21 protein-coding genes are annotated in these 26,660 nt (G+C 64.3%); 3 read left to right on the plus strand and 18 right to left on the minus strand.

The window, feature by feature from the left end; genetic code table 11:
• Positions 1-65 precede the first annotated feature (65 nt).
• The 7 genes from pstB to NFI08_RS09920 form a co-directional block, all read right to left on the minus strand.
• A complete protein-coding gene (gene pstB, locus NFI08_RS09890) occupies positions 66-875 on the minus strand; it encodes a phosphate ABC transporter ATP-binding protein PstB (protein WP_045993272.1) in 810 nt (269 codons plus the stop codon).
• A gap of 63 nt (positions 876-938) precedes the next feature.
• Entirely contained in the window at positions 939-2,105 is a 1,167-nt protein-coding gene (gene pstA / locus NFI08_RS09895) for a phosphate ABC transporter permease PstA (RefSeq protein ID WP_108132632.1), read from the minus strand.
• Positions 2,106-2,123: 18 nt separating this feature from the next.
• Entirely contained in the window at positions 2,124-3,380 is a 1,257-nt protein-coding gene (gene pstC, locus NFI08_RS09900; protein ID WP_108132631.1) for a phosphate ABC transporter permease subunit PstC, read from the minus strand.
• Between the two features lie 106 nt (positions 3,381-3,486).
• A complete protein-coding gene (locus tag NFI08_RS09905) occupies positions 3,487-4,500 on the minus strand; it encodes a substrate-binding domain-containing protein (protein ID WP_108132630.1) in 1,014 nt (337 codons plus the stop codon).
• A gap of 497 nt (positions 4,501-4,997) precedes the next feature.
• On the minus strand, positions 4,998-6,017 hold the full coding sequence (locus NFI08_RS09910; protein ID WP_108450237.1) for an IS110 family RNA-guided transposase: 1,020 nt from the start codon (positions 6,015-6,017) through the stop codon (positions 4,998-5,000).
• 147 nt (positions 6,018-6,164) lie between these two features.
• Complete coding sequence (locus NFI08_RS09915; RefSeq protein WP_308812435.1) at positions 6,165-6,935, minus strand: TSUP family transporter; 771 nt, start codon at positions 6,933-6,935, stop codon at positions 6,165-6,167.
• Positions 6,932-8,131 (minus strand): Bcr/CflA family multidrug efflux MFS transporter, encoded by a 1,200-nt coding sequence (locus NFI08_RS09920; protein WP_045993229.1) that lies wholly within the window; start codon positions 8,129-8,131, stop codon positions 6,932-6,934. The genes NFI08_RS09915 and NFI08_RS09920 overlap by 4 nt, the downstream gene beginning before the upstream one ends.
• A 132-nt stretch (positions 8,132-8,263) precedes the next feature.
• Here NFI08_RS09920 and tal point away from each other — a divergent pair, with 132 nt between their 5' ends.
• Complete coding sequence (gene tal / locus NFI08_RS09925; RefSeq protein WP_045993228.1) at positions 8,264-9,202, plus strand: transaldolase; 939 nt, start codon at positions 8,264-8,266, stop codon at positions 9,200-9,202.
• Between the two features lie 210 nt (positions 9,203-9,412).
• Here tal and NFI08_RS09930 read toward each other — a convergent pair whose 3' ends face one another.
• The 11 genes from NFI08_RS09930 to NFI08_RS09980 all read right to left on the minus strand — a co-directional run bounded on the left by NFI08_RS09930 (position 9,413) and on the right by NFI08_RS09980 (position 23,430).
• On the minus strand, positions 9,413-9,922 hold the full coding sequence (locus tag NFI08_RS09930; protein WP_045993227.1) for an STAS domain-containing protein: 510 nt from the start codon (positions 9,920-9,922) through the stop codon (positions 9,413-9,415).
• Positions 9,909-11,102 carry a PP2C family protein-serine/threonine phosphatase gene (locus NFI08_RS09935; protein ID WP_045993226.1) on the minus strand — a complete coding sequence of 398 codons (1,194 nt, stop codon included), beginning with the start codon at positions 11,100-11,102 and terminating at the stop codon, positions 9,909-9,911. The genes NFI08_RS09930 and NFI08_RS09935 overlap by 14 nt, the downstream gene beginning before the upstream one ends.
• Positions 11,103-11,114: 12 nt before the next feature.
• On the minus strand, positions 11,115-11,885 hold the full coding sequence (locus NFI08_RS09940; protein WP_045993225.1) for an MlaA family lipoprotein: 771 nt from the start codon (positions 11,883-11,885) through the stop codon (positions 11,115-11,117).
• 160 nt (positions 11,886-12,045) lie between these two features.
• On the minus strand, positions 12,046-13,173 hold the full coding sequence (locus tag NFI08_RS09945; RefSeq protein WP_349589024.1) for a beta-ketoacyl-ACP synthase III: 1,128 nt from the start codon (positions 13,171-13,173) through the stop codon (positions 12,046-12,048).
• Between the two features lie 92 nt (positions 13,174-13,265).
• Entirely contained in the window at positions 13,266-17,204 is a 3,939-nt protein-coding gene (gene hrpA, locus NFI08_RS09950) for an ATP-dependent RNA helicase HrpA (RefSeq protein ID WP_483234153.1), read from the minus strand.
• A 240-nt stretch (positions 17,205-17,444) separates the two neighbouring features.
• A complete protein-coding gene (locus NFI08_RS09955; RefSeq protein WP_349589030.1) occupies positions 17,445-19,133 on the minus strand; it encodes an AMP-binding protein in 1,689 nt (562 codons plus the stop codon).
• A gap of 125 nt (positions 19,134-19,258) precedes the next feature.
• Positions 19,259-20,044, minus strand: a complete 786-nt coding sequence (locus NFI08_RS09960; protein ID WP_108132628.1) for a class II glutamine amidotransferase — start codon at positions 20,042-20,044, stop codon at positions 19,259-19,261.
• A gap of 160 nt (positions 20,045-20,204) precedes the next feature.
• Positions 20,205-20,618 (minus strand): helix-turn-helix domain-containing protein, encoded by a 414-nt coding sequence (locus NFI08_RS09965; protein WP_213228724.1) that lies wholly within the window; start codon positions 20,616-20,618, stop codon positions 20,205-20,207.
• A gap of 3 nt (positions 20,619-20,621) precedes the next feature.
• Positions 20,622-20,909, minus strand: a complete 288-nt coding sequence (locus tag NFI08_RS09970) for a type II toxin-antitoxin system HigB family toxin (protein ID WP_213228726.1) — start codon at positions 20,907-20,909, stop codon at positions 20,622-20,624.
• Positions 20,910-20,982: 73 nt separating this feature from the next.
• Positions 20,983-22,797 (minus strand): VWA domain-containing protein, encoded by a 1,815-nt coding sequence (locus NFI08_RS09975; RefSeq protein WP_349589035.1) that lies wholly within the window; start codon positions 22,795-22,797, stop codon positions 20,983-20,985.
• 180 nt (positions 22,798-22,977) lie between these two features.
• On the minus strand, positions 22,978-23,430 hold the full coding sequence (locus tag NFI08_RS09980; protein WP_045993220.1) for a hypothetical protein: 453 nt from the start codon (positions 23,428-23,430) through the stop codon (positions 22,978-22,980).
• Positions 23,431-23,500: 70 nt separating this feature from the next.
• Here NFI08_RS09980 and NFI08_RS09985 point away from each other — a divergent pair, with 70 nt between their 5' ends.
• Both NFI08_RS09985 and NFI08_RS09990 read left to right on the plus strand, forming a co-directional pair.
• Complete coding sequence (locus NFI08_RS09985) at positions 23,501-25,684, plus strand: S9 family peptidase (RefSeq protein ID WP_349589039.1); 2,184 nt, start codon at positions 23,501-23,503, stop codon at positions 25,682-25,684.
• A 57-nt stretch (positions 25,685-25,741) separates the two neighbouring features.
• Positions 25,742-26,632 (plus strand): COG3650 family protein, encoded by an 891-nt coding sequence (locus NFI08_RS09990; protein ID WP_349589042.1) that lies wholly within the window; start codon positions 25,742-25,744, stop codon positions 26,630-26,632.
• The last annotated feature ends 28 nt before the right edge of the window (positions 26,633-26,660 follow it).

Consider the following 26,660-nt stretch of genomic DNA (forward strand, 5'->3'; position numbering starts at 1 on the left):
GGAGGCCCGAAGGCCTCCCTTTGCTACCGCGGTGAACGCTACCACGCTGACCGACGCTTTTCGGCCTAGCCGTAACGACCGGTGATGTAGTCCTCGGCCTTCTTGGTATGCGGGGTCGAGAACATGGTCTTGGTGTCGTTGTACTCGATGACCTCTCCCAGGTGGAAGAACGCCGTGTAGTCGGCGACACGAGCCGCCTGCTGCATATTGTGCGTCACCGTGATGATGGTGTACTGCTGCTTGAGCTTGTCCATCAGGTCTTCGATGGTGGCGGTGGAGATCGGGTCCAGCGCCGAGGTCGGCTCATCCATCAGGATCACGTCCGGCTGGACCGCGATGGCACGGGCGATGCATAGACGCTGCTGCTGGCCACCGGACAGCGAGGTGCCGGGCTGGTGCAGCTTGTCCTTGACCTCTTCCCACAGGCCGGCGTCACGCAGGGCGCGCTCGACCAGCTCGTCCTGGTCGGCCTTGCGGCTGACCAGGTCATGCATCTTCGGGGCATAGACGATGTTGTCGTAGATCGACTTGGGGAAGGGGTTCGGCTTCTGGAACACCATGCCGACCCGACGCCGCAGCGCGACCTCGTCCATCTTGGGCTCGTAGACGTCGCGGCCGTCCATCTCGATCAGGCCCTTGACGCGTACGCTCGGGATCAGATCGTTCATGCGATTCAGGCAACGCAGGAAGGTCGACTTGCCGCAACCGGACGGGCCGATCAGGGCGGTCACGTTCTTCTGGTACAGATCCATGTCGATCGACTTCAGCGCGTGGAAGTCTCCGTACCACAGATTCAGGTCGTTCACTCGAATGCTCAACTCGTGGTTGGCATCCTCGTTGCGAGTGACCGGCTGGCCGGGCTGGTCCTGCTTCATCACGCTATCTCCGCGCTGGGCAACTTTCATGTTCATGGCAACGTATCCTGTTTGGGGGCCGGTTTACCAGCGCCGCTCGAATTTCTTGCGCAGCACCACCGCGGTGGCGTTGAGCGTGATAAGGATCGACAGCAGCACCAGAATGCCGCCCGACGTCTTCTCGATGAAGGCCCGGTCAGGCTCGCCCGCCCAGGTGAATATCTGTGCCGGCAGCACGGTGGCCGCCTCGGTAAAGGAGTTGGTCACATCGGGGATGAAGGCCACCATGCCGACGATGATCAACGGAGCGGTCTCGCCCATGGCCTGAGCCAGGCCGATGATCGAACCGGTCATGATACCCGGCAGCGCCACCGGCAGGACGTGATCGCGCACCATCTGCCAGCGTGAGCAGCCGACGCCGAAGGCGGCATGACGGATGGAGTCCGGCACGCTGCGAAGCGCGGTCCGGGTGGCGATGATGATCACCGGCAGGGTCATCAGCGCCAGGGTCAGGCCACCGACCACCGGGGAAGAGCGCGGCACGCCGAAGAAGTTGATGAAGATCGCCAGGCCCAGCAGACCGAACAGGATCGAGGGAATCGCCGCCAGGTTGTTGATGTTGATCTCGATCAACTGGGTAAAGCGGTTGTCCGGCGCGAACTCCTCCAGGTAGACCGCCGTCATCACGCCGATGGGAAAGGCTACCGCCAGGGTCACCAGCAGGGTCAGCACGGTGCCCATGGCCGCCGAAGCGATACCGGCGAGCTCGGGCATCTTGGAGTCACCGCTGGAGAAGAAGGTCGAGTTGAAACGCAGCTCGGCCCGCCCATCCTCTTTCAGCCGATCGACCACCGCCATTTCCTTGTTGCTGAGCTTGGCGTGGTGGCCCTTGAGGTACTGGTCCACCTGGCCGTCGGCCAGCACCCACTCCATGCGGGAGGTACCGAGCAGGTCCGGGTTGTCTTCCATGCGACCCGGAATCAGGCGCAGATAGCCGCGACTGACCAGCGGGCGGACGTCCTCCTGAACCGCCGCCAGGGGAATCTGGCTGGCCTGCTCGGAGTAGTCCACCTCGACCTGGATCTGGGCCTGCTGGAAGGCCGGCAGCCCCTTGACCAGCATGTCGGCAAAGAACAGCACCAGGAACAGGCCGGCAAGACCGAGCGCTCCCATGGACGCCCACTTCAGTCGGGCCGACCTGCGGTGGCGAGCGCGGAGCTGGGCGCTGATGTCATCGAAGGATTGTCTCATTGGCTTTGGCTCCACGGCTTACAGGTTGTTGACGCGATACTTTTCGCGGAAGCGACGGATCATGATCACCGACACCAGATTCAGGCTCAGGGTTACCACGAACAGCATCAGTCCAAGTGCGAACGCCGACAGCGTCTCGGCACTGGCGAATTCCTGGTCACCGGTCAGCGCGGCGACGATGCGCACGGTCACGGTGGTCATGTCTTCCAGCGGATTGAAGGTCAGGTTGGGGCGCATGCCTGCCGCCATCACAACGATCATGGTCTCGCCCAGCGCCCGGGATACCGCCAGCAGCGAGGCCGAGATGATGCCCGGCAGGGCTGCCGGCACCACGATGTCGCGAATCATCTCGCCCTTGGTCAGGCCCAGCGCCAGCGAGCCTTCGCGCATGCTGTTGGGCACCGAGTTGATGACGTCATCGGACAGCGAGGAGATGAACGGAATGATCATGATGCCCATGACGATGCCCGGGGCCAGGGCGTTGTTGAACGAGGCCTCGAGACCGAAGAACCCGGCCACGGCAACGATGATCGGCGCCACCGTGATGGCGGCGAAGAAGCCGTAGACCACGGTCGGAATGCCGGCCAGCACCTCGAGTACCGGCTTGGCGATGGTGCGCACCTTGGGCGGCGCGAACTCGGCCATGTAGATGGCCGCCAGCAGACCGATCGGAATCGCCACCAGCATGGCGATGAAGGTGATCATGAAGGTACCGGCGAACAGCGGCACCGAACCGAACTTGGCGGCACTGGCCCCTTCCTCGGCGCGACCGGCGGCCTCGAGGAAGCTGGCACCCGGGTTCCAGGTGGTGCCGGTGATAAAGTCCCAGAAGCTCTGCATCTGGAAGAAACGGATCGCCTCGAAGACGATGGACAGCAGGATCCCCAGGGTGGTGAAGATGGAGATCAGGGCCGCGCCGGCGAGAAAGAAGCGGATGACCCGCTCGATCGCCTGACGCGCGTGGAAGTCGGGACGCACCATCGCCACGCCCAGCACCAGGCCGATGCAGGCGATGACCAGGCAACTGGCCAGCAGCAGCAGCGGCGGAATCTCGGCACCCACGAGCAGCATGATGAAGCTACCCACGGCACCGACCACCAGTGCCGGACCCGCCGTGGACATGACGGTGAACCAGCCGTACTGATCAGGCTGAGCGTACATGGAGGTGCCGGAGGCTCGGACTCTGGCGGCCTTGCCGCGGGCCAGGAAGAAGGCGATCAGACCGAGCAGAAGCAGCGAGCCGCTGAACATCGCCAGGAGTTGATTGGTCTGCATGGGTGTCTCTCGGGGTTCTGTGCTCAAGCAAGCATGGGCTTGCCGGAACGTGTACCGGCCGACACCCGTTGCAGGATGCCGGCCGGCGTGATCAGGACCGTGTCCCTTACTTCAGGTCGGCCAGCTCGAGGGTCTCGTGGTTCTCGACGGCACTACGAGCCTCGGCGCGCTCGTCTTCCGGCGCCGGGATCAGGCCGATGCCCTTGAGGTAGCCGAGGTCACCGACCATCTGCTCGCTCATAAACATGTTGGCGTACTCGTACATGGCCGGCACGTCTTCGGCGTGCTGGTTCTTCACGTAGAAGAACATGGAGCGAGACACCGGGTACTCACCGCTGCCGATGGCGTCCGGAGTCGGCTCGACGCCGTCGATGCTGGAGCCGATCAGGGTGTCGGAGTTCTCTTCCAGGAAGGAGTAGCCGAAGATGCCGAAGGCATCGGTGTTCTCGGCCAGGCGCTGAACGATCAGGTTGTCGTTCTCGCCGGCGTCGATGAAGGCACCGTCGGCGCGCACGTCGGTGTAACCTTCACCGCCGTAGGCCTCCATGTCCTCGGAAACGGCTTCCATCACGAGCTCAGCGAAGGCATCACGGGTACCGGAGGTGGTGGGCGGTCCATAGACGGCGATCTCGCGATCCGGCAGCGAGGAATCGATGTCGCTCCACTTGGTGTAGGGGTTGTCGACCAGCTCACCATCGACCGGCACCTTGGCGGCCAGCGCCAGGAAGATCTGCTCGCGGGTGACGTCCATCGCCTCGTTGTCGCCGGACTGGGCGAAGGCGATGCCGTCATAGCCGATGAAGGCTTCGGTGATGTCGGTCACGCCGTTGGCTTCACAGGTCTCGAACTCGGAAGTCTTCATGCGACGCGAGGCGTTGGTGATGTCCGGGGTATCGTCACCCAGACCGGAGCAGAACAGCTTCATGCCGCCACCGGAACCGGTGGACTCGATGACCGGCGTCGGGAAGTCGGTGGTGGCACCGAACTCTTCGGCCACGTAGCTCGAGAACGGGTAGACGGTGCTGGAACCAACGATACGGACTTGATCGCGGGCTTGAGCGACACCCACCACGCCCATGACGGCGGCGGCGATAGCGGTGGTCTTGAGGATGCGGTTCATGGAGAAAGCTCCTGATGATGAGATGGTCAACCTTCGCGAAACACACAATGCCGCAGAAAAATGACAGCTTCATGACAGCACACTCCGGTTGACGCCTTCCCGATACCTCTTACGCTTCCCCCCTTCCCCTCCTCCTGCCCGGCCATGTCATGACGGCGTCACGGCCCTGTCACCGCGACCCCGGTCATTGCCACGCTTTTACAGCCGACGGCAACCTGAGCGGACACAAAAGAAACTGCCGCAAAAATGTATGGTCAGCCTGGCTTTTGCAACGTGGATCTACGACATTGACAAAGTGGGCTTGCGCCAATGTATTCGGGCTCTCGATGGGCACGCATCACTGGCGCCCGGCCCTCGATGAGAAGCCGCGCCTGTCCGACCTCAAAAAAGCCTCAGCATCAATGTGCTGTTTTTGTTGTCAGGTTCTCGGACAGGCAGTGAGCCGTTTGTCGTCATCGTGATCCTACGCCGCAAAACCCGTGACAGGGTATCTCCTCTCAGGCGAGTGTCGCCCCCGGCGATGGACGGAACTCACCCCCTTTGGCCAGGATCGCCCAGGCGATTCTGGCCATCTTGTTAGCCAAGGCACAGGCCACAACATTCGAATGCCGTCGGCAACCCAGTGCTCTCAGCCAGTCACCTAATTGATCGTTACGCTGATCCTGGCGCTGCATCACCGCGCGGGCACCCTGCACCAGCAAGCGTCGTAGATGGCCATCGCCGCGTTTGCTGATACCCAGGAGTCGCGGCTTTCCGCCGGTTGCGTACTGGCGAGGCACTAGCCCCAGGGCGGCGGCGAACTCACGCCCCGAACGGTAGTGCGAGGCATCACCTACCGCGCCGACGATGGCGCTGGCCGTGATGGGTCCGATTCCTGGCACCGTCATCAAGCGGCGGGCACCATCGTTACAGCGGGTATGCTGCTCGAGCGTTTTCTCGAGAACCGCGATCTCGTCACTTAGCCAGGTATAGTGCCCTTGGAGGCGTTGAGCCAACGCCACGAAAGCGGGTGGCAAGCCTTCCAGATAGCTCGTGAGACGACGGATCGCCGCATGCCCGACCGGCAAGGCCACCCCGAATTCGAGCAGGAAGCCGTGCAGGCGATTCATGATCGCGGTGCGTTCGGCGACCAGCCCTTGGCGAGTACGGTGTAGCGCACAGAGGATCTGCTGGTCTTCGCTCTTGATCGCTGCGAAGCGCATGGCCGGACGTGAGGCCGCTTCGCAGATCGCCTCGGCATCCACGAAATCGTTCTTGTTGGTCTTGACGAAGGGCTTGACGTACTGGGGCGGAATCAGCCGTACGTCGTGCCCTAACGCCTGGATCTGGCGGGCCCAGTAATGGCTTCCGGCACAGGATTCCATGACCACCCGACAGGCAGGCTGCTGGGCCAATTGCGACAGCAGTTTCTGGCGTGACAGCGCCTTGCGGAACAAGGGTTTGCCGTGGCGAGTTTGAGCATGCAGATGGAAGCTGCGTTTGCCCAGGTCGATACCGATGATGGCGGGAGCGGTCATGAGCGTGGTCCTCTGAAAAGAAGAAGCCCAGCAAGCATAGCCTGCTGGGCTTCGAGGTCAGGCTGACCATCTCATTAAAGCCGCCCGGCTTTGTGCCGGACGGCCAATCTAGTATCGCTTCGATAGCGACGACATGAAACAACCGGGTCAGCTGATCAATAGCCCCAACGCCGCCGCGGCGCACAGGGTCAAGGACGCCGCCTGCAACAGTCGCCGAGGCAACTTCGGCGCCAGCACCGCCCCCAGGGCGTGGCCCGCCACCACCATGGGCATGAAGCTGAGGCTCACGCCCAACAGCCACAGCGGCACCCTGCCCACGGCGGCCAGGCTCGCCAGGGTCATCAACGACGAGATAAGAAAGAACGCCGCCAGATTGCCCCGCAGGCGGTCCATCGGCATGCCGTGCATCAGCAGCACGATGGGTGGTCCGCCGATCGCTGCCACGGCACCGAACACTCCCGACAGGAAACCAGCACCGAACAGTGACGAGCGATTGACCGGCAGGCGCAGCTTGAACAGCGTCACCACCACCGCGAACAGCACGATGCTGGCGATCATCACCTCCAGCGTCGCCATGGGTGCCACCAGCAACAGCCAGACCCCGAGCAGGGTTCCCGGCACCTTGCCCACCAACGCCATGGAGATATCGGTCATGGCGACTTCCCGGCGATAGCGGCGTACCACCAGACAGGACACCAGAAAGCCGTAGACCACCAGCACCACCGGCACCAGGGACGGCGCCTTCAACAGGATCAGTGGCGCCCCCACCACCGCCATGCCGAAGCCGGTGGTACGCTGGACGAAGGTCCCCAACGCCAGTACTGCCCCCACCCACAGCCACGAGCCGAGGGTCAGCTCGCTGAGCACCCACCACTCCCTTGCGCAGTCCTGCACTGCGGCCAGCAACGACGCCATCATGACGCTGCCTCCTCGACCCGAGGCGGACGTCCGGCGAGCACGCGCAGGCCGACGTTGCCGATCAACGCCACCGTGACCATGGCGATCACCATGGGCCAGGCAGAGTCGATTTCAAAGGCGGTGACCAGGGCACCGGACAGTGCTGCACTGCTGAACTGGATACTGCCGAGCAGCGCCGTGGCGGTAGCGCTCATATGACTAAACCGCTCCAGCAGCGATGAAATGGCGTTGGGCGAGATCAGACCCACCACGCCCAGAAACGCCATCACCAGAGGCACCACCGTGAACAGCGAGTCCGTCCCCGTGGCCACTACCACCAGCAGGCCGCCGGCGGCGACCAGCTGAATGGCGAGACCAAGGCGCAGGTTCTGCTGGGGTGTACGCCGACGCAGCAGGCGAATATTGACCCGGTTGGACAGCGCCATCACCACCACATTGGCACCAAAGACGAAGGGATAGGCTGCCGGCGACAGCCCGTAGTGCTGCATGTAGAGAAACGGCGACGAGGTGACGAAGGCAAAGATGCCGGCGAAGGAAGCCGCCACCGCCAGGATGTAGCCCATGGCCTGACGGTCGGTCAGCACACTTGCGTAGTTGCGCAGCACCTGACGGGGCGAGGCCACCGGTGCCCCTGCAGGCCGGGTCTCCGGCAGAAAGGCCCCGAGCAGCCACATCAGGAAGGCGGCATAGACCGCCAGGAAGACGAAGATCAGCCACCAGTCGGCCAGGTACAGCAGCAGGCTGCCGACCATCGGCGCCACCAGCGGCGCCAGCATCAGGATCATCGCCATGGTCGACATGACCTTGGCCGCCTCGCGACCACTGAAACAGTCGCGCACGATGGCTGCGGAATTGACCACGCAGGCGCCGCCGCCCAGCGCCTGGACAAAGCGCCAGACCAGAAGCTCCGTCAACGAATCGACGCTGACGATCACCAGGCTGGCGATCAAGAACAGGATCTGCCCGGCCAGCAGCACCGGCTTGCGTCCGATGCGGTCGGAAAGCGGCCCGCAAGTGAGCTGGCCCACGGCAAAGCCGACCATGAACACGCTGAGTGAAAGCTCGGTGTGATGAACACTGGCCCCCACCGACTCGGCCAGCGCCGGCATGGCCGGCAGATAGGCGTCGATGGCGAAGGGGGCAAGGGCGGTATTGGCGGCCACCAGCAGGGCGACACGCCGGGCATTCAGGGACACAGGCGCTCCATGAAGAACAAGGTTTGAAAAATTGTCATCGGGTTGATCGTGACGCCGCTGCGGCTGTTGTCCACATCGACGCCTTGGTACAGTAGGTCCAGCTCACCACCGCCCAACTACGGAGATTGCCACATGGCAGACGATCTGCTGACCCAACTGAAGGCGATGACCACGGTGGTCGCCGACACCGGCGACCTGGACGCCATTCGTCGCTTCCAGCCCACCGACGCCACCACCAACCCGTCGCTGATCCTGCAGGCCGCCAGCCACGCCGATCGTCGCGCCCGCCTGGCCGCCATTGCCAAGGAGGCCAACGACATCGATGACGCCCTCGATGCCGTGGCGGTGGACATCGGCAGCGAGATCAGCGAGCTGGTGCCTGGCTATGTGTCGACCGAGGTCAGCGCACGGCTATCGTTCGATACCGAAGGTACCCTGGCCCGCGCCCATTCACTGATCGAGCGCTATGCCCGCAAAGGCGTCGGCGCCGAGCGCATCCTGATCAAGGTGGCGTCCACCTGGGAAGGCATTCGTGCCGCCAAGACGCTGGAGCGAGAAGGCATCCGCACCAATCTGACGCTGCTGTTCAGCTTCGCCCAGGCCCAGGCCTGCGCCGATGCCGGGGTCACGCTGATCTCGCCCTTCGTCGGCCGCATCCTCGACTGGCACAAGGCCCAGCAGCCGGAGGCCGACTTCAGCGGCGACAACGATCCCGGCGTGCAATCGGTCAAGCGCATCTACGACCACTACAAGGGCCACGGCTACTCGACCATCGTGATGGGCGCGAGCTTCCGCAACACCGACGAGGTCAAGGCGCTGGCCGGCTGCGACCGTCTGACCATCTCGCCGGCACTGCTCGAGGAATTGCACGGTCAGCAAGGCGCTCTCGAACGCCGCCTCGTGCGCAGCGACGCCGAGACCAGCGCACCGGAGCCCCAGACCGAAGACGACTTCCGCTGGGCCATGAACGAAGACGCCATGGCCACCGAAAAACTGGCCGAAGGCATCCGCAAGTTCATGGCCGATCAGCGCAAGCTGGAAACCCTGCTGACCGAACTGCGCCAGGGATGATAACGAGCGCACCACCGGCAAGCCTTGCTGGGCCTGGCTGCAGATGATCAAGAGGGCGATCCATGGATCGCCCTCTTGCATTATGCGGTTGCCAGCTTGCGGCGATCTGACACCGCTTTCCGCTTTCGGAGTTCGCCATTTTCTACGCCTTCGGCGCCTTCTGCTGAACACGCCTTCGGCGCGTCGACGTCAGGCCCGGCAAGGGCAGGATCAGGCCTTGTGCGAAGCGTCGTTCTGGGCCTCGAGCATCTCGACCAGCGGCTGGAACTGTTCGTGGTTATGCTCGTTCATGCGCATCAGGATACGATGCGCTTCGAGGATGCGCTCCCGCAGCCCCTCTTCATCGGCGGGCACTTCGGGGAGCTCCTCGAAGTCGTCGACCTCGGCGATGGGACGCTCCAGCAAGGTAAAGAAAGCGCCAAAGCCCATCACCTCGAGCATCCGCTTGACGTCGGGATTGTCGGCCACGATGGTCGGCGCCTGCTCGAGCTTGCCGCGCAGCGCCATGGCCACCTTGGCCAGGAAGCCAAGCGCCGTGGAATCGACGTTGCTGGCCTCGCGCAGGTCGATCATCACCGCCTTGAGTCCCGGCGTGTCGGCCAGTTGCTGGGCCTGGAGATCCAGGGTGGCACACAGGGTCAGGCGCACGTCGCCACATAGCTTCAGGACGAACACACCGGCCTCGAATGCCGCCTTCAGTCGACCTTCATGCACTTTCATCGCCAAACCCGCTCACCAACATGATCGTCAAGTCGTCGGGCAGCTCTTCGCGCCCCGAGGTGGGATCCTCCAGCGCTTCTTCATCGCTGGAGAGCGCCCCCAGGGCCAGCCCCCGACGCATCGTATCCAGGGAATCGCTGTCTTCGACCCGCTGCCTGAGATCGTCAAGGCGCGCCTCGAGACTGTCCCCCGGCAAGCACTCCAGCACCCCATCGGAGCAGAGCCAGAGCGAAAAGTCATCGGGCAAGTCACATCCCAGTGCCGGATAACTGACCTCCGGAAACAAGCCTACCGGCATGCCCTCTCCCGCCAGCGTGGTGACGCCCTCGTCGGACTTCAATAGCGGCATCGGCAGCTGCGCGCCGAGAGAATAGTGCAGATAGCGCTTCTGCTGGTCGATCACGCCGACGAACAGGGTGGCGTGCTTGCCGATCCCCGTGTCTAGCAGCTCCCGGTTCAACTGGGACAGCCAGCGCGGCGGCAATGCCTCGGGTGCCTCACCGTCCCACTCGCCTTGCCAGCGATTGAACAGATACTTGAGCAGCACCGTCACGAAGGCGGACGAGGCTCCGTGGCCCGACACATCAGCGAAATAGAATAATGTATAGCGCTCATTGTACGCCTGGATATCGAGAAAGTCGCCTGACAGATACAACGAGGGCGCAAGCCAGTAGTCACAGCCGATTGCCCCCAGCTGCTGCGGCCTCGGCGGCAGCATGCGACGCTGGATCTGACCGCCGGCCTGCTGGTCGAGCCGGAGCATCGCCAGGTGGGTCTCCAGGCTCTCGTTGAGCTCTTCCAGTCGCGCTCGATCCTCTTCGCGCTCCCGGGCCAGACGATTGACGTCCACCACACGCCGGATCATCCGCCTGAGCAGATGGGCATGGCGCAAGGGGTCGATCACGTAGTCGACAAGGCCCGCGTCAACGGCCTTGAGCAGATCGTCGTCTCGCCGGTCCTCGCTGACCACCAGAGTGGGCCAGCGCTCGGCCAGCACCATCCACTCGCGACTCGGTACCGCCAGCGAATGTGCCACCACAAGCGCCGTGGAGCCGGGAAGCTCATCGGCGCTGGCGGCGGCAAAGACCGCAAGTCCGTCGCGAGCAATCGCGTCCACCAGGGCGTCGCGATGCTCGCCCGGGTGGTCGATTACCCCGATCAGAGGTTTGGCTGCTTGCATGCAGATGCCACCTTACTCGGCGAAGGCATCTTCGTCGTAGTCAAAGCCATCGTCGATAAAGCTGTCGTCACCAAGCTCACCATCGGTGACCTCGAAACGACGACGCTGTAGCCAGGCGTCACGAATGAAGCTGTAGCGATCACCGCGAATCAGATCCTCCTGATCGAGAAGGCTGGCACGCGCGTCGAGCAGCTCGAGACCACGCAGCGAGTAGCGCACGGTGTCGTCCTCGACGTAGGTCAGCGGGTAGGTGTACCAGTCGACCGGCAAGGCGCTGGTGTCACGCACCGTGCTGGGGCCGAGGAACGGCAGCACCACGAAGGGCCCCTCGCCCACGCCCCAGGCAGCCAGGGTCTGGCCAAAGTCTTCCTCGTCGGCGATAAAGCCGGCATGGGTCGCCGGATCCAGAAGACCACCCAGACCGAAGGTGGTGTTCATCAAAAAGCGCATGCTCGAGTTGCCCGCATTGGCACCCTTGCCCTGCAACAGGCTGTTGAACACCGTGCGCACTTCGCCGAGGTTGTCGAAGAAGTTGCTGACACCGCGCTCGAGCGGGTCCGGGGTCACGTAGCGATAACCCTGGGCGGCAGGCTTGAGTGCATAGCGATCCAGCACATCGTTGAAGGCGAAGACCCTGCGATTGAAGCCCTCCCAGGGGTCCGCTGGATTGGGCTCGCTGGATACGCCGCTGCTGGCGCAGCCACTTGCCGCCAGGGCGACGGCCATGACCAGGACACCCCTCTGCATGCCCTTGCCCAGGGCACCGCTGTAGTTCGCGTTCATCGTTCGACTGCCTCCCTTGCCTGTCCTTGTCACGATCGTCAATCTATCGGCGCTGTTGTCCGGGGTTGGACTCCGGGTAGCGTCAGCGACGACGCCTCTGCGTACGGCAGTCGTCTGGTTCCGCCGACGAGTCAGCTGTCGGTTCCCCGGAGGGTCGGCCTCAGTCCCTGCGAATCACCACGCAGCCCGCACTGTAGCCCGCGCCGAAGGAACACACCACCCCGGTAGCGCCCGGTTCCAGGTCTTGATGATGCAGATGGAACGCGATGATCGAACCGGCAGAACTTGTATTAGCGTAACGGTCAAGAATAATCGGCGCTTGATCCGGAGCAGGCTCCTGGCCCAGCACCCGTCGTGCGATAAGATCGTTCATGTGTCGATTGGCCTGATGCAGCCATAGCCGCGACAGCGTACCAGGCGCGATATCCAGGCTCTCCAGGTGGTCACGGATCAACTGTGCCACCATCGGGCAGACTTCCTTGAAGACCCTGCGGCCTTCCTGCACGAACAGCTTGTCGGCTGCCTGGGGGTCGGCGTCGGTGACGCGGTTGAGAAAGCCCGCATTGTTGCGAATGGCGTTGGAAAACTGCGTCACCAGTCGGGTCCCGAGCACCTCGAACCGTGTCTCGGCTTTCGCCACCTGGCCGCTTTCCAGCACCAGGGCGGTACAGGCGTCGCCAAAGATGAAGTGGCTGTCGCGGTCGCGGAAGTTCAGGTGTGCCGAACACACCTCGGGGTTGACCAACAGGGCGCGGCGCACGCCGCCGGAGCGGATGGCATTGGCGGCGTTGTCGATGGCGAAGGTGGCCGAGGAACAGGCCACGTTCATGTCGAAGGCGTAGCCCCCGGTGCCCAGCGCACGCTGCAACTCCACCGCCACCGCCGGATAGGGGCGCTCCAGATTCGAGCAGGCCACGATCACCAGGTCGATGTCGGCGGCCTCGACCCCCGCTGCGGCCAGCGCCTCGTGCGAGGCGGCCAGCGCCATCTCACACTGGATGCCGGGGCTGTCGTTGTCGCGCTCGTCGAGCTTCGGGCGCATGCGCTCAGGATCAAGGATACCCTCGGCGTCCAGCACGTAGCGGCTGTGGATACCCGAGGCCTTGACGATGAATTCACTGCTGGAATGCGCCAGGGCGTCACGTTCCCCGGTCTCGATCGCCTCGCGGTGGCGGGCATTCTCGGCATCCACCCAGGCGTTGTACGACGCCACCAGGGCGTCGTTGTCGATGGCGTTGGCCGGGGTATACAGGCCGCTGCCGGTAATAAGCACCTTCGCTGGGGTCATGCCCTTCTCCTTCATGCGGCACCTCGGTGCCGCCGGTCGATCGCGACCGCCCGGGGCGGCCACTCACTTTCGTCATCTTTGGCGCGGGGGCCTTACCCCCGCCCAGTCAATTCCGCCCAGCGTTTCTCCAGGCGCTTCTCCGATACCGGCATGGCGGTACCCAGCTGCTGCGCAAACAGCGATACCCGCAACTCCTCGATCCACCAGCGAAACTCCACCAGCGATGGATCTTCGACGCCTCCTCGGTGCTCGGCCTGTCGACGCGTCTCGAGGCGCGTCTCGAAGTCCTGCACCGTCTGCATCAGCATCTGGTCGCGCATGCGCTCGCGCGGGGCCTTCTCCAGGCGCACCTGGGCGGCCTCCATGTAGCGCGGATAAGCCTCGAGCCAGGCACCGGCGTCGGTCACGAACCCCGGGTACACCAGCCGCTGCATCTGTGCCTTGAGGTCACTGTATACCAGCGCCAGCGACAGGCTCAGGTTACCCTTCAACGCCTTTGTCACCGCCAGGTGGCCCTCCAGTGCCGGCTTGAGCACCGCCACCAGCTTGTCGGCATGGGGAACGATATCCTGGCGAACCGCCTGAATGCGTTGTTCCAGGGCCTCGGCACTGCGCGGCAGCGGGTCCACCGCCACGACCTGCCGGAAGACGGCTGTCACCACATCTTCGGTCAGTGCACGCTTGCTGCCTACCTTGGCGAACAATAGAGCACAGGTCGACAGTCCCTGGGTACGCTCGATGGCCTTCACTTGATCTGGCAGCCGTTCCATCGCCGCCTTGACCACCCCGCGGCGATGCGCTTCATGGGCCTTGGCCGGATGATCGAACAGCTCGAGGCTGAGCCCGCTCGACGAAGGCACCAGCGCCGGGAATGCCTCGACACGAATCCCGGCCTGGGAGGTCACCCGCGACTCCGGCAATGCCTGCTCGGGGAAGCCCGACAGCTCGGACTGGCTCTCCACGCTCTTGGCCAGCGCCCGGGCACCCTGACTGGCGGCAGCCTCGAAGCGCCGCTCCAGCGCCCTCAGGTCGCGGCCCTGGCCCAGCACCTTGCCACTGTGGTCGACCACCTTGAGGTTCATCACCAGATGGGGCTCGAGCTGATCGAGGCGCCAGTCGTCCGGCGAAAGGCGCAACCCGGTCTTGACCCGCAGAAATTCACCGAGCGCCTCGGTCAGGCTGCCGTCCCCGGGCACCAGTGCCTCCAGCGCTGCGTCGACCCAGTCGGGTATCGGCACCACCTGTCGGCGTATCGACTTGGGCAGCGACTTCAACAGGGCGATGCACTTGTCCCTGAGCAATCCCGGTACCAGCCACTCGAGGCGAGACGACGACAGCTGAGACAGCATCGCCGCCGGCACCGTCATGGTCACACCGTCATCCTCGGCCCCCGGCGCGAAGTGATAGGCCAGCGGATAGCGCACACCGTCGATCGACAGCTCGTCAGGATAGGCGTCACCGGTGACGTCATCCGCCTCCCGTGCCAGCAGCGCCTGACGGTCGAACTTGAGCAGCTCAGGGTCACTGCGCTCGGCTTTGCGGCGCCAGGCCTCGAAGCCCTTGCCGTTGACGATATCCTCAGGCAGGCGAGCGTCGTAGAAGTCGAACAGCTGCTCCTCGTCCACCAGAATGTCGCGCCGCCGTGCGCGATCCTCGAGGTCCTCGACCTCGTCGATCAGCGCCCGGTTGTGGGCGAAGAACTCGCCCTTGGTGCGAAACTCGCCTTCCACCAGCGCCCGGCGGATAAACAGCTCACGGCTTTCGACCGGGGCGATGGGGCCATAGTGGACCTTGCGCCGGGCCACGATCGGCAGCCCGAACAGGGTGACCTGTTCGAAGGCCACCACCTGGGCCCGCTTCATCTCCCAATGGGGCTCACTGTAGCTGCGCTTGACCAGATGGCCCGCCAGAGGCTCGATCCACTGAGGCTCGACCTTGGCCACGCTGCGCGCGAACAGCTTCGAGGTCTCGACCAGCTCCATCGCCATCACCCACTTCGGAGACTTCTTCGAAAGCCCCGATGCCGGATGAATCATGAACTTGCGATTGCGCGCCCCCAGGTACTCGCGGTTCTCGGTCAGGGTGCCCAGGTGGCTAAGCAGGCCGGTCAACAGCGCCTTGTGCATGGCCACCGTCTGCTGACGCTTTCGCTCCTTGGCCTGACCGTCGTCATCTTCACCCTCGGCGGCGATGGCGGGCCTGGCCGACGGCACCTGGATATCCATGTCCTTGAGCAGCTGACGCAACTGGCGGAAGGTATCGTGCCACTCGCGCAGGCGCAGGTAATTCAGGAAATTATCGCGGCACCAGCGACGCAGCCGGTTGCCCGAGAGTTCCTCTCGGGCGGCTTCGAAGCCGTGCCACAGATTGAGCAGGGCCACGAAGTCGGAATCCGGATCCTGCCAGCGGCGGTGGGCCTGATCGGCGGCTTCGCGCTTGTCGGAGGGTCGATCACGCGGGTCCTGCACCGCCAGCGCCGAGACCACGATCAGCACCTCGCGCAGGCTCTGCTGCTCGACCCCGGCCAGCACCATGCGGGCCAGGCGCGGATCGATGGGTAGTCGCGCCAGCCGTCGCCCCAATGTCGTCAGGCGGCTGTTGTCGTCGACCGCACCCAGCTCATAGAGCAACTTGAAGCCATCGGTGACGAAGCGCGAGTCAGGTGGATCGACGAAGGGAAAGTCCTGGATGTCGCCCAGTTTCAGCGACAGCATCGACAGGATCACCGAGGCCAGGTTGGTGCGCCGGATCTCCGGATCGGTAAACTCAGGGCGCGCCAGGAAGTCGTCTTCGTCATACAGACGGATGCACACGCCTTCCGCCACCCGGCCGCAGCGGCCCTTGCGCTGATTGGCGCTGGCCTGGCTCACCGCCTCCACCGGCAGGCGCTGAATCTTGGCGCGATAGCTGTAGCGACTGATGCGCACCAGCCCCGGGTCGATCACGTAGCGGATACCCGGCACCGTCAGCGAGGTCTCGGCCACGTTGGTGGCGAGCACGATGCGCCGCCCACTGTGGGGAGCAAACACGCGGTTCTGCTCGGCGTTCGACAGCCTGGCGTAAAGCGGCAGTATCTCTGTGCTCTTGAGATCGGCACGCCGGAGCACGTCGGCGGTCTCGCGGATCTCACGCTCACCGGGCAAAAACACCAGAATATCGCGGGGACCATGGAACCAGCGCTTTTCGCGCTCGATGGTCTCGATTTCCTCCACCGCGTGAAGGATACCCTCGCTGAGGGTGCGGTCTTCCTCGTCATCTTCGTCGCGGATCAGCGGACGATAACGCACCTCCACCGGGTAGGTACGACCCGAGACCTCCACCACCGGAGCAGGGCGCACGACACCGTCCTGGTCTCGGCTGGCAAAGTGCTGACTGAAGCGTTCCACATCGATGGTGGCGGAGGTGATGATGACCTTGAGGTCGGGGCGGCGATCGAGCAGGCGCTTGAGGTAACCGAGCAGGAAATCGATATTGAGGCTGCGTTCGTGGGCCTCGTCGATGATCAGGGTGTCATAGCGGCGCAGGTCCGGATCCTGGCGGGTCTCCGCCAGCAGGATGCCGTCGGTCATCAGCTTGACCAGGGTGTCGTCGTTGGTCTGGTCGGTGAAGCGGACCTGATAACCCACCTGCTCGCCCAGCGGCACCTGCAGTTCTTCTGCCAGGCGGGTCGCCACCGAGCGCGCCGCCAGGCGCCGCGGCTGGGTGTGGCCGATCAGCCCGCGACGGCCAAGCCCCAGCTCCAGACAAAGCTTGGGCAGCTGGGTGGTCTTGCCGGAGCCGGTTTCGCCGGCCACCACCACCACCTGATGGGACTCCAGTGCCTTGAGGATATCGGCACGCCGCGCCGCCACCGGGAGCTGCTCGGGATAGTCGAGCGTGACCGGGCGCGCCTGGCGCGAGGCCAGGGTCTGACGGGAGCGCTGCCAGTGGTGCTCGACCTCTTTGAGTCCCCGGTCGATGGGCTTGCCGTCGCGTCGACGACGCTCGAGACCGGCCAGACGCTTGGCCAGCGTCGGGCGATCGCGAAGCATCACCTGTTCCAGTCCTTCGGTCAGAGACTTCAGGCGAGAGGCGTCGTCGGCGTTTTGCTGGGCGGTGGGCGTAGAACTACTCACGTTGGGGTCGAAGGCTCCGGGTGGGTCATGGGCGCCGCGTCGCACGGACGCGGGGCGGGAAGGCTCCCGCAACGCAAAGGGCGCTATTGTAACGCCGCAGCCAAGGCAAGGGCCAATCGCCGGCCCCTGCCCTTCCCCGGACCTTGTCGGCGGGCGTCAGCCGTCGGTGCCGGTCCCGGTTTCGGTGCTGCCTTCGTCACGCAACTGGCGCCGGAGCACCTTGCCGACGTTGGTCTTGGGCAGTTCGTCACGAAACTCCACCAGCTTGGGCACCTTGTAGCCGGCCAACTCCTGCTTGCACCAGGCGCGCAGCTCGTCACTGGTCAAGGAGCTGTCCTTGGCCACCACGAACAGCTTGATGACTTCGCCGCTGGTCTCGTCGGGCACCCCGACGGCGCAGGACTCGACCACCTTGGGATGGGCCGCGACCACGTCCTCGATCTCATTGGGATAGACGTTGAAGCCGGACACCAGAATCATGTCCTTCTTGCGATCGACGATACGTACGTAGCCATCGTCCTGGATGACCGCGATGTCACCGGTATGGAAGAAGCCATCGGCATCGATGACCTTGGCCGTCTCGTCATCGCGGTTCCAGTATCCCTTCATCACCTGGGGGCCGCGCACGCACAGCTCGCCCGGCTCACCCGGCTCGGGGTCGCCACCGTCAGGGTTGCACAGCTTGAGCTCGGTGCCGGCGACGGGGCGGCCGATGGTGCCGAGCTGGATCGCCTCCACCGGGTTGAAGCTGACGATCGGCGAGGTCTCGGTCAGGCCGTAACCCTCGGCGATGGGGCAGCCCGTCACCTCTTCCCAACGCTTGGCCGCGGCCTTGGTCAGCGCCATGCCGCCGGAGATGGTCAGGTGCAGGTGGGAGAAGTCCAGCGCCTTGAAGTCGTCACGATTGCATAGCGCATTGAACAGCGTATTGAGCCCGACGAAGCCGGTGAAACGCGTCTTCGAGAGCTCCTTGATAAAGGTATCGAGGTCCCGCGGATTGGTGATCAGCAGCGAATGGTTGCCGCCTTCCAGCATGAACAGGCAGTTCACCGTAAAGGTATAGATGTGATAGACCGGCAGCGGCGCGACCACCACCTCGCTACCCTCGCTCAAGCCACCCCCGATGATCTGCTTGGCCTGCAGCATGTTGGCCACCAGATTGCGGTGGGTCAGCATCGTGCCCTTGGCAAGCCCGGTGGTCCCCCCGGTGTACTGTAGCGCGGCGATATCGTCGAGCTCGCGTTCTACCTCACGGTGCTCGAGGGAGGCGCCTTGCTTGAGCACCTGACGCAACCCGACCGCCTTGGGGATCGAGTAGCGCGGCACCATCTTCTTGACGTACTTGACCACAAAGTTGATCAGCGGTCGTTTGGGGAAGTCGTGCAGGTCACCGATCTCGGTGATCACCACATGCTCGATGTCGGTCTTGTCCAGCACCCGCTCGAGCTTGTCTGCCATGTTGGCCAGGATCAGGATCGCCTTGGCGCCGGAATCCTTGAACTGGTGGGTCATCTCGCGCTCGGTGTACAGCGGATTGGTGTTGACCACCACCATGCCGGCGCGAATGGCACCGAACACCGCTACCGGGAACTGCAGCAGATTCGGCAACTGGATCGCCACCCGATCACCGGGCTCAAGGTTGGTCTCGTGCTGCAGCCAGGCGGCGAAATCACCGGACAGCCGGTCAAGCTCGGCGTAGGTCAGGGACTTGCCCATGCACGAGAAGGCCACCTTTTCGTCGTAGCGCTTGACGGAGCGGTGGAAGATATCCATCACCGAATGATAGTCATCGAGCCCTTCCAGGGCCTCCCCCCGAACGATCGATGCAGCGGCGTTCTCACTCATGGGCGTTCTCCATTCGGGGGACCAGGTCCCCTCTTATTATCAAATTGTGGTGTCGACACTGGCTACCATAGCCCAGTCCCGCAGCGACTGTAATACGCTTGATTCAAACTTTCGTTTAAAACCCGCTATTCATCGCTTAGATAACGGGCCACGATCTCGCCTTCCCGCCACACCAGCAGCTCACCCGGCTGCATGCGCACCCACTCTTCGTTGTCGGTGAGCGGTTCGGTGGCCAGCACCGAGACCACATCGTCGGGGGTGGTGTGCTCGACAAAGTTGACCACCATCTCGGCGTCCGACAGGTTGGCCTCGCCAAAGGGCGCGCGGCGGGTGATATGGGCGAGCTTGGTGGAACAATAGGTGTACAGGTACTCGCCGTCGGCCAGCAGCAGGTTGAAGACGCCCAGACCTCTGAGCTTCTCGCACAGCTCGTGCAGCGAAGACCACAGACCGCGACGATCCTCCGGCGGGTCTGGATAGCGCCGCCGGAGCTCACCCAGCAGGTGGCAGAAGGCGTGCTCGCTGTCGGTGGACCCCACCGGTCGATAGCTGGCGAGGTCCAGCGTCTCCCAGCCGGACAACTGGCCGTTGTGGGCATAGCACCAGGGCTGCCCCCACATCTCGCGCACGAACGGATGGGTATTGGCCAGCTTCACTCCGCCCACATTGGCCTGGCGGATGTGGCTGATGACGATATTCGACTTGATCGGGTATTCACAGATCAGCCGGGCGATTCGCGAGTGCACCGAAGGATGAGGGTCGCGAAATTCGCGATAGCCCCCCTCTTCGTAAAAAGCGATGCCCCAGCCGTCACGGTGGGGGCCGGTGCCGCCGCCACGATGCAGAAAGCCGGTAAAGCTGAAACAGATATCCGTGGGCACATTGGCACTCATGCCCAGAAGCTCACACATGGGTTACCGCCTCTCCGTCTTGGTTTGAGATACCGCCGTCGGCACACCGCACTGTGCCACGAATACCGGACTACCACACCTTTCCACTATCCAGGCAGTTGCATTGTCTGCCGCACCCAATATCAGCGCAGGAAAACCAGTGAATGATGGATGGACCTGTTCAGCGCAGCGATGGTTTGAAGGCGTCCGTCGCGACACCAAATCGCATGGAGAGAGCGCAGATCTGACGCCAGTTCAAGGAGCGCTTTCCTGCAAGGATGGCGGAGACCACCGACTGAGCACCCACTTCAGGTAGCTCGCTCTGGCTGACGCCATGCTCCGCCATCAGGTACCGCAGCACCTCTGTCCCCGAAATATCAGGCATGGGACGATGCGCGGTGTCGTAGGCGTCGATCACGTCGCCCAGTCGTGCGGCCAGCACCGCCAGAGGATGGTCTTCATCGTCCCCGACGACATCAAGCAGCTCATCGAGTGCCTCGACCTTGGCATCGTAGTCCGCCTCGTCGACGGGTTCGGAGAGCAAGGGAGCGATGTACGCCCAGTGACGAGCCGCTTCATCAAGCACAGCATTCATGAGTCACTCCTTCCATTTACCCTTGTCGTACTGGTGGTGATCCAGAATGGCTCTGATATAGACACGTCTGGCGCGGTAGTGAACGATCGCGATCAACCTTATCTTGTTTCCGCCGATGTCAAAGACGTGGTGCTTGCCGACCTTGTCGACCGCCGGGAAGATCGCCTTCATCGACGCGAAGTCGCCAGGCTCGCTGACCTTCATGAGCCGATACCACACGTCCAGCGCGGTGGCGGCATGGGGCCACCTGATCGCGGCTTCCCGCAGGCGCTTCCTGGTGATGACGTGCATGCTGGCGTTCCCTGTCACTGCACAAAGCAACTATAGCACATTGCTATATCTGGCGATGAACCAGACGCCACCATCACACATGGGGTTCCTCTCTCGTTGACCCGGCCGCCGCCAGGCGAGTGCGCCGGCGACGCCACAACAGCCAGGCGATCACCACCACCGCCAGGATAGCGGCCACCAGCCAGCTGCGCGGATCATCTCGAGCACGCTCGAGGGCGGGCTCAAGACCAGGCCTTCCCTCGCGCCACCACTGCACCAGCCGCTCGGGGCCTTCATTCACCAACGCCACAAACTGGTCGGCCAGCGCCTCGCCAGCCTCCTCCTCGGCCTGTCGCTCACTGGCTTCGGCGAAGCGTTCACCAGAGAGGGTGGGGCCGGCCAGCGCCCGATCCAGGGCCACCTCGCCATCGCGATTGATCCACAGCGGCGGCAGGTTCCAGCGGGTCTCGCTGCCGTCGATCGTCGCCACCGCCGAGATCCGCAGCGGACGGCTGACCTCATCCTCCTGGGGCGGAATTTCCAGGCTCCAGCGCCTGGCGTCTGCCGGGGCCACCTCCAGCGACTGGCCCAGCAGATCGGCCTCGAAGCGGGTGTTGTCGTGGCCAAGGCGCGGATGTTCGGCCACCAGCGTCACCCGACGCCCGGATTCGTCCAGTGCCGCGCCGACGGCCGGCAGCACATTGACAGCCTGCACCCGTCGGCGATGGAAGTCCTCGCCCTCGGCTGTGATCACCAGCTCAGCCGCGCCGGTGCCCGACGGCGACGGCAGCCGCCCGCGAAACACGCCATCATCGTTGCCAAGCGCCAGGATCTGCAGGCCGTCCACCGCCTCGCCGGACAGCTCCGCCGTCACCTTGAGCCCCTCGGGCACCGTCACCTCGCCGTCACTTTCGACACGCACCGCCAACGGCACCTCGAAGCCGGAATACAGCGTCGCGGGCAGCGTCTCCGTCACCAGGTGGCGATCGCTGTTGACGGTAATCCGCGAGTCCGCCGCCAGAGGACCTTCGATCCGCCACTCCCCCTGGGCGGGGTCGGGTACGCGGATCAGGTCGAAGCGTGGTTCCCGCTGCCAGCGCACCTCTGCGGGTGCGGTGTCGCGGGTGTAACGGGTGCCGTCCGGCGCCACCAGGGTCACCTCTCCCTGGCCGGGGTCATGGAAGATCAACGCGGAAAAATCGTCGACGCCGGCATCGACGGTGAAACGACGGTCCTCAAGCGGCACCTGATCCACCGGGAAGATGCGCTCGACGATATCGAGAAAGGCGCCCAACAGGGCGTCCGGTGTCTCGACCACCGCCGCCAGCCCCCCGGTGCGCTGCGCCAGTCGCTCGACCAGGGCAACGTCGGCGCCTGGCGAAAAGGCGATGGCGTGGATGGCCACCCCCTGGTTGGCCAGGTCCGGCACCATCGCCTCGACCAGGCGTTGGCGAGAGGCAAGGTCCACGTCGGGCTTGGCACCCCGGCCCGGCGACAGGTCGATCACCCCGTCGGTCAGCAACACCAGGTGGCGCCAGCCGTCACCCTCGGCTGCCGCCGCGGTGCGCAGCGCCGCCTCGATATCGGTATGCTGCTGATACTGTTCCAGCGCCGGCGGCAGCGCCAAGGCCCGCTCGCGCCACTGGGCGTCGACCTGCCCCAGAGGCAACGGATTGTCGATCGACTCGCCGAAGGTCCAGATGCCGGCGCTGACACCACTCGGCAACAGCGCCACCAGCATGTCCAGCGCACTGCCTGCCAGGCGATTGGGGTCATTGGTCTTCATGCTGCCGGACACGTCCACCACGACGCGAACGTCCGGTGGCTCATCCGAGCCCGCTTGCCCAGTCGCCGACTGGGCAAGCGCCGTCAGCGGCGACAGGCACAACGCCACGATTGTCGCCATCATTACCCCTTTCCCGCAGCGTTGCTGGCCCCGCTTGGCCATGTGTCCTCCTTGGAACTCGCCCGGAATCTCCAGGCCGTGGGCGGTGGACGTCTTTTACATCCCCCTTCGACGTGTTCATCGATGGTCCACCGTTCACGGTGACCAGAGCGACGTCGCCGGCAGTTTCTAGCCGAACAGTTTCTAGCCGAGCACCGGCTCCTGACGCTCCCGCCCTTCTTCACGCGACGTCCCATGAGCCTCTGCGTCCTGGTCACGCGCCGCTGCAGCGGCCTCGGCCTTGCGCAGACGGCGGCGACGGCCACTCCACCACAGTGCCAGTCCGAACAGCGCACCGATCGCCGCGCCGACGATGACGCGCGTGGCCGCCGGCACCAGCACGCCATTGTTGCCGTCCATGAAGGCGACCGCTGCCACCATGATGGCCGGCGCCTGACCGCTGTAGACCTGGCCTTCCTCGATCAGCGGCAGTTCGAACATCGACGGCATCCACATCACGCCGGCCACTGCCCAGGTCAGCACCAGGCGTGGCAGGCGCGGTAAAAAAGCCAGTCCAAGGTAGCCAGCCAACAGTACGACCAGCGACAATGCGCCATAGATCAACCACAGCGTGGACATGGAATCCGAAATCAACATTGCATGCTCCAACCTGACGTGCGCGCCGCGCACAGATGAAATTTCTCTTGAGTATGGTACATCTCGCACCATGAAAGCACAGCCGCCAAATGCACCGGCCGCAGCAACTCGGGGCCCCGCCCTGGACTTCACGCGTCAGGACGATAACGCCTGGCACTGGCTCGAGAATCGCGACGATCCCGCCGTGAGTGACTTTCTCGAGGCCGCCAACCGCCAGGCCGACACCTGGTTTGCCCCTCTGGAATCCTTGATCGAGCGACTCTACCAGGGCCACCTGGCGCGGCGAGAGCTGGCCGTCAAGGGGCTGCCCAGTCGCCTGGACCACTTCACCCTGTGGAGCGAGACCGCCGCCGACGCCGACTATCCGGTGTGGTGGCGCCATCCCAACGATGCCCCGCAGTCGCGCGAGGTGTTCTTCGACCTCGAGGCCAGAGCGCAGGAGCACACCTTCCTCGAACTCGGTGACATGGCGCTGTCCCCGGACGAGCAGTGGCTGGCCTGGACCGAGGACACCCAGGGTGACGAGACCTATCGCCTGTTCATCAAGCGTCTGCCCGATGGCGCCGAGCATCGACTGCTGGACGACATCGGCCCTGAGCTGTGCTGGGCCGAGGACGGCCAGACCCTGCTGTTCACCCGCTACGACGCCACCCAGCGACCCGACAGCGCCTGGCGGCTCAGCCTGTCGCTGGATACGGCCAGCGCAGACGCCAGGGTCGAGACCGACGAGCTGGTCCTGCGCGAGGACGACGCCGAGTTCTGGATCGGCTTGGGCAAGACCCGATCGCGGGCCTGGCTGACCATCGAGTCGGCCTCCAAGGACACCAGCGAGACCCATCTGGTTCCGGCCCACGCGCCAGCGACTCCCCCGCTCTGCTTTCAGCCCCGTCGCCCGGGCGTTGAGTACGCCCTCGATCATCGCCCCGGTCACTTCTATGTGTTGCACAACGAAGGGCTGGTGCACTTTCAGCTGGAAGTGGAGAACGAGGACCGCTCCGGTCAGCGGCGAGTACTGGTGGCCCATCGCCAGGAGACCACCCTGGAGGGTGTCGATGCCTACGCCTGGGGCCTGGTGATCGCCGAGCGCGACCACCTCGAAGCCCAGGTGCGCCTGCGTCGCCTCGAGTTCGACAGCGACCACAGCGTCACCCTCGACGCCCCCCTGCCCTGCTCGCCCGCACCGCTTAGCCTGGGGCTCGGCGACAGCCCACACTTCGACGACCGGGTACTGCGCCTGCGCGAGGAATCCTTCTGCACCCCGCCAAGCTGGTGGTCGCTGGATCTTGATAGCGGCGAGCGCCGACTGCTCAAGCGGCAGCCTCTGCACGGCGATCTGGCACCGGAAGACCTGCACTGCCAACGGCTGTGGGCCGAGTCCCACGACGGCGAGCGGGTACCGGTGTCCGTGGTCTGCCGCAAGGACCTGGCGAACCAGCCGCTGCCGACGCTGCTGTATGGCTACGGCGCCTACGGCGAGGCGCTGGACCCATGGTTCTCGGTATCCCGCCTGGAACTGCTCCAGCGTGGCGCAGCCTTCGCGGTGGCCCACGTGCGAGGCGGCGGTGAGCGCGGCGAACCCTGGTACCTGGCCGGAAAGCTCGAGCACAAGCCCAACAGCTTCGAGGACTTCCTGGCCGCACGTGACGCCCTGGTCGACGCGGGTGTATCGAATCCCCAGCGTATCGTCGCCTACGGGGCCAGCGCCGGCGGTCTGCTGGTGGGCGCCAGCCTCAATCGCGCGCCACAGGCATTCTGCGCGGCGGTACTCGACGTGCCCTTTGTGGACGTCCTGCGTACCATGGAAAACCCGGACCTGCCGCTGACCACGGCGGAGTACACCGAATGGGGCAATCCCAGCCACGCTGCCGACGCCCGACGCATCGGCAGCTATTCACCGCTGGACAACCTCGATGCCGAGGCCTGGCCGCCAGTATTCCTCCAGGGTGGCTGGCACGATAGCCGTGTGCCCTACTGGGAGCCGGCCAAGCTCTACGCACGCCTGAGCCTGGCGAACGCCGAGCAGGCGGCACTGTCCAACCGGACAACCCTATTGAAGACCGACATGACGTCCGGTCACGGCGGCGCCTCGGGTCGTTTCAAGGCCTGGCGCGAAGGGGCACGCCAGGATGCCTTCGTGCTCTGGGCCCTGGACTTGCTGGATGCAGACCTGGTGAATGCGGACCTGATGGACAACTCTCCGGTCGAATCACCAAGGCCCCATCCCTGCTCCACCGACGAGAGCCCGCAGGCCTGACCGCACCTTTGGACGCCCTTGGCCGCTTTAGCGGCCACTTTCAGAATAAGGAATTTCATGAACGCCAAACCGATGCTCGCCCTCACCGCTGCGCTATGGCTCGGCACCTCCCTCGCCGGCTGCTCCGACGACAGCGATTCCGAGACGTCCGAAGGCGCGTCACAGCAGAGCGAAAACGTCACCTCCGGTAATGGTGGCGGCAGCAACGAGAGCGCAGACTCAGCCAGTGAAGACGACACCAGCGACGAACAAGGCGACGACATCTCGGAGATGAGCCAGGCGGATCGCCGCGAGGCACTGGAGCAGTCCCTGCGCGCCAACTTTGATCCCCAGCTCGGCGAGATTCGCTACCTGGTCGGCTGGAGTGACCTGAACGACGATGGTCAGGACGAGGCCGTGGTCCACGTGGTCGGCCCGATGGTCTGCGGCACCGGTGGTTGCGATACCCTGATCCTCGAAGCCCAGGACGACGCCTACCGCGTCATCAGCGCCCAGCCCACCACCCAGCCTCCGATCCAGCTTGGCGAAGCATCTCACGAGGGCTGGCGAGACCTGGTGGTCAAGCGCCACCTGGCCGCCGATCAGCCGGCTCAGGCCCTGCACCTGCGCTTCGACGGCAGCAGCTACGTCGAAGCCGAAGGCAACGAAGGCGAGGCCGAGAACGCCACCGTCCTGATCGAAGACTTCAACAGCCTCGATGACGCCCGTCCGCTGTTCACCGGTGAGGGGGCCATGTCGGGGTCTCTTGAAGGTGACATGGAAGGTGACATGGAAGGCGAGATGGAAGAAGCGATGGAAAGCGAGCGTTCAGAGCCAGCGGTCGACCCCGACGCAGCCGCTACGGCTGCCGCACCGCAAGGTAGCGATGACGACCAGGCTGACAACGAAGGAGAAGGCAAAGAAGAAGGCGACGACCGGCAAACGGACGCTAGCCACAGCGGCAATTGATCGCCAACACTCGGCGAAGCCTTCTTTG

This window comes from Halomonas sp. EF61 (assembly GCF_040147045.1).
In the GTDB taxonomy this organism is placed as follows: Bacteria; Pseudomonadota; Gammaproteobacteria; order Pseudomonadales; family Halomonadaceae; genus Halomonas; species Halomonas litopenaei.

What these genes read in the sequence shown, in the direction of transcription:
- pstB (WP_045993272.1), bottom strand. Translation starts at nt 875, where the DNA reads ATGAAGCAGGACCAGCCCGGCCAGCCGGTCACTCGCAACGAGGATGCC.
- pstA (WP_108132632.1), bottom strand. Translation starts at nt 2,105, where the DNA reads ATGAGACAATCCTTCGATGACATCAGCGCCCAGCTCCGCGCTCGCCAC.
- pstC (WP_108132631.1), bottom strand. Translation starts at nt 3,380, where the DNA reads ATGCAGACCAATCAACTCCTGGCGATGTTCAGCGGCTCGCTGCTTCTG.
- NFI08_RS09905 (WP_108132630.1), bottom strand. Translation starts at nt 4,500, where the DNA reads ATGAACCGCATCCTCAAGACCACCGCTATCGCCGCCGCCGTCATGGGC.
- NFI08_RS09910 (WP_108450237.1), bottom strand. Translation starts at nt 6,017, where the DNA reads ATGACCGCTCCCGCCATCATCGGTATCGACCTGGGCAAACGCAGCTTC.
- NFI08_RS09915 (WP_308812435.1), bottom strand. Translation starts at nt 6,935, where the DNA reads ATGATGGCGTCGTTGCTGGCCGCAGTGCAGGACTGCGCAAGGGAGTGG.
- tal (WP_045993228.1), top strand. Translation starts at nt 8,264, where the DNA reads ATGGCAGACGATCTGCTGACCCAACTGAAGGCGATGACCACGGTGGTC.
- NFI08_RS09930 (WP_045993227.1), bottom strand. Translation starts at nt 9,922, where the DNA reads ATGAAAGTGCATGAAGGTCGACTGAAGGCGGCATTCGAGGCCGGTGTG.
- NFI08_RS09935 (WP_045993226.1), bottom strand. Translation starts at nt 11,102, where the DNA reads ATGCAAGCAGCCAAACCTCTGATCGGGGTAATCGACCACCCGGGCGAG.
- NFI08_RS09940 (WP_045993225.1), bottom strand. Translation starts at nt 11,885, where the DNA reads ATGAACGCGAACTACAGCGGTGCCCTGGGCAAGGGCATGCAGAGGGGT.
- NFI08_RS09945 (WP_349589024.1), bottom strand. Translation starts at nt 13,173, where the DNA reads ATGACCCCAGCGAAGGTGCTTATTACCGGCAGCGGCCTGTATACCCCG.
- hrpA (WP_483234153.1), bottom strand. Translation starts at nt 17,204, where the DNA reads ATGCTTCGCGATCGCCCGACGCTGGCCAAGCGTCTGGCCGGTCTCGAG.
- NFI08_RS09955 (WP_349589030.1), bottom strand. Translation starts at nt 19,133, where the DNA reads ATGAGTGAGAACGCCGCTGCATCGATCGTTCGGGGGGAGGCCCTGGAA.
- NFI08_RS09960 (WP_108132628.1), bottom strand. Translation starts at nt 20,044, where the DNA reads ATGTGTGAGCTTCTGGGCATGAGTGCCAATGTGCCCACGGATATCTGT.
- NFI08_RS09965 (WP_213228724.1), bottom strand. Translation starts at nt 20,618, where the DNA reads ATGAATGCTGTGCTTGATGAAGCGGCTCGTCACTGGGCGTACATCGCT.
- NFI08_RS09970 (WP_213228726.1), bottom strand. Translation starts at nt 20,909, where the DNA reads ATGCACGTCATCACCAGGAAGCGCCTGCGGGAAGCCGCGATCAGGTGG.
- NFI08_RS09975 (WP_349589035.1), bottom strand. Translation starts at nt 22,797, where the DNA reads ATGATGGCGACAATCGTGGCGTTGTGCCTGTCGCCGCTGACGGCGCTT.
- NFI08_RS09980 (WP_045993220.1), bottom strand. Translation starts at nt 23,430, where the DNA reads ATGTTGATTTCGGATTCCATGTCCACGCTGTGGTTGATCTATGGCGCA.
- NFI08_RS09985 (WP_349589039.1), top strand. Translation starts at nt 23,501, where the DNA reads ATGAAAGCACAGCCGCCAAATGCACCGGCCGCAGCAACTCGGGGCCCC.
- NFI08_RS09990 (WP_349589042.1), top strand. Translation starts at nt 25,742, where the DNA reads ATGAACGCCAAACCGATGCTCGCCCTCACCGCTGCGCTATGGCTCGGC.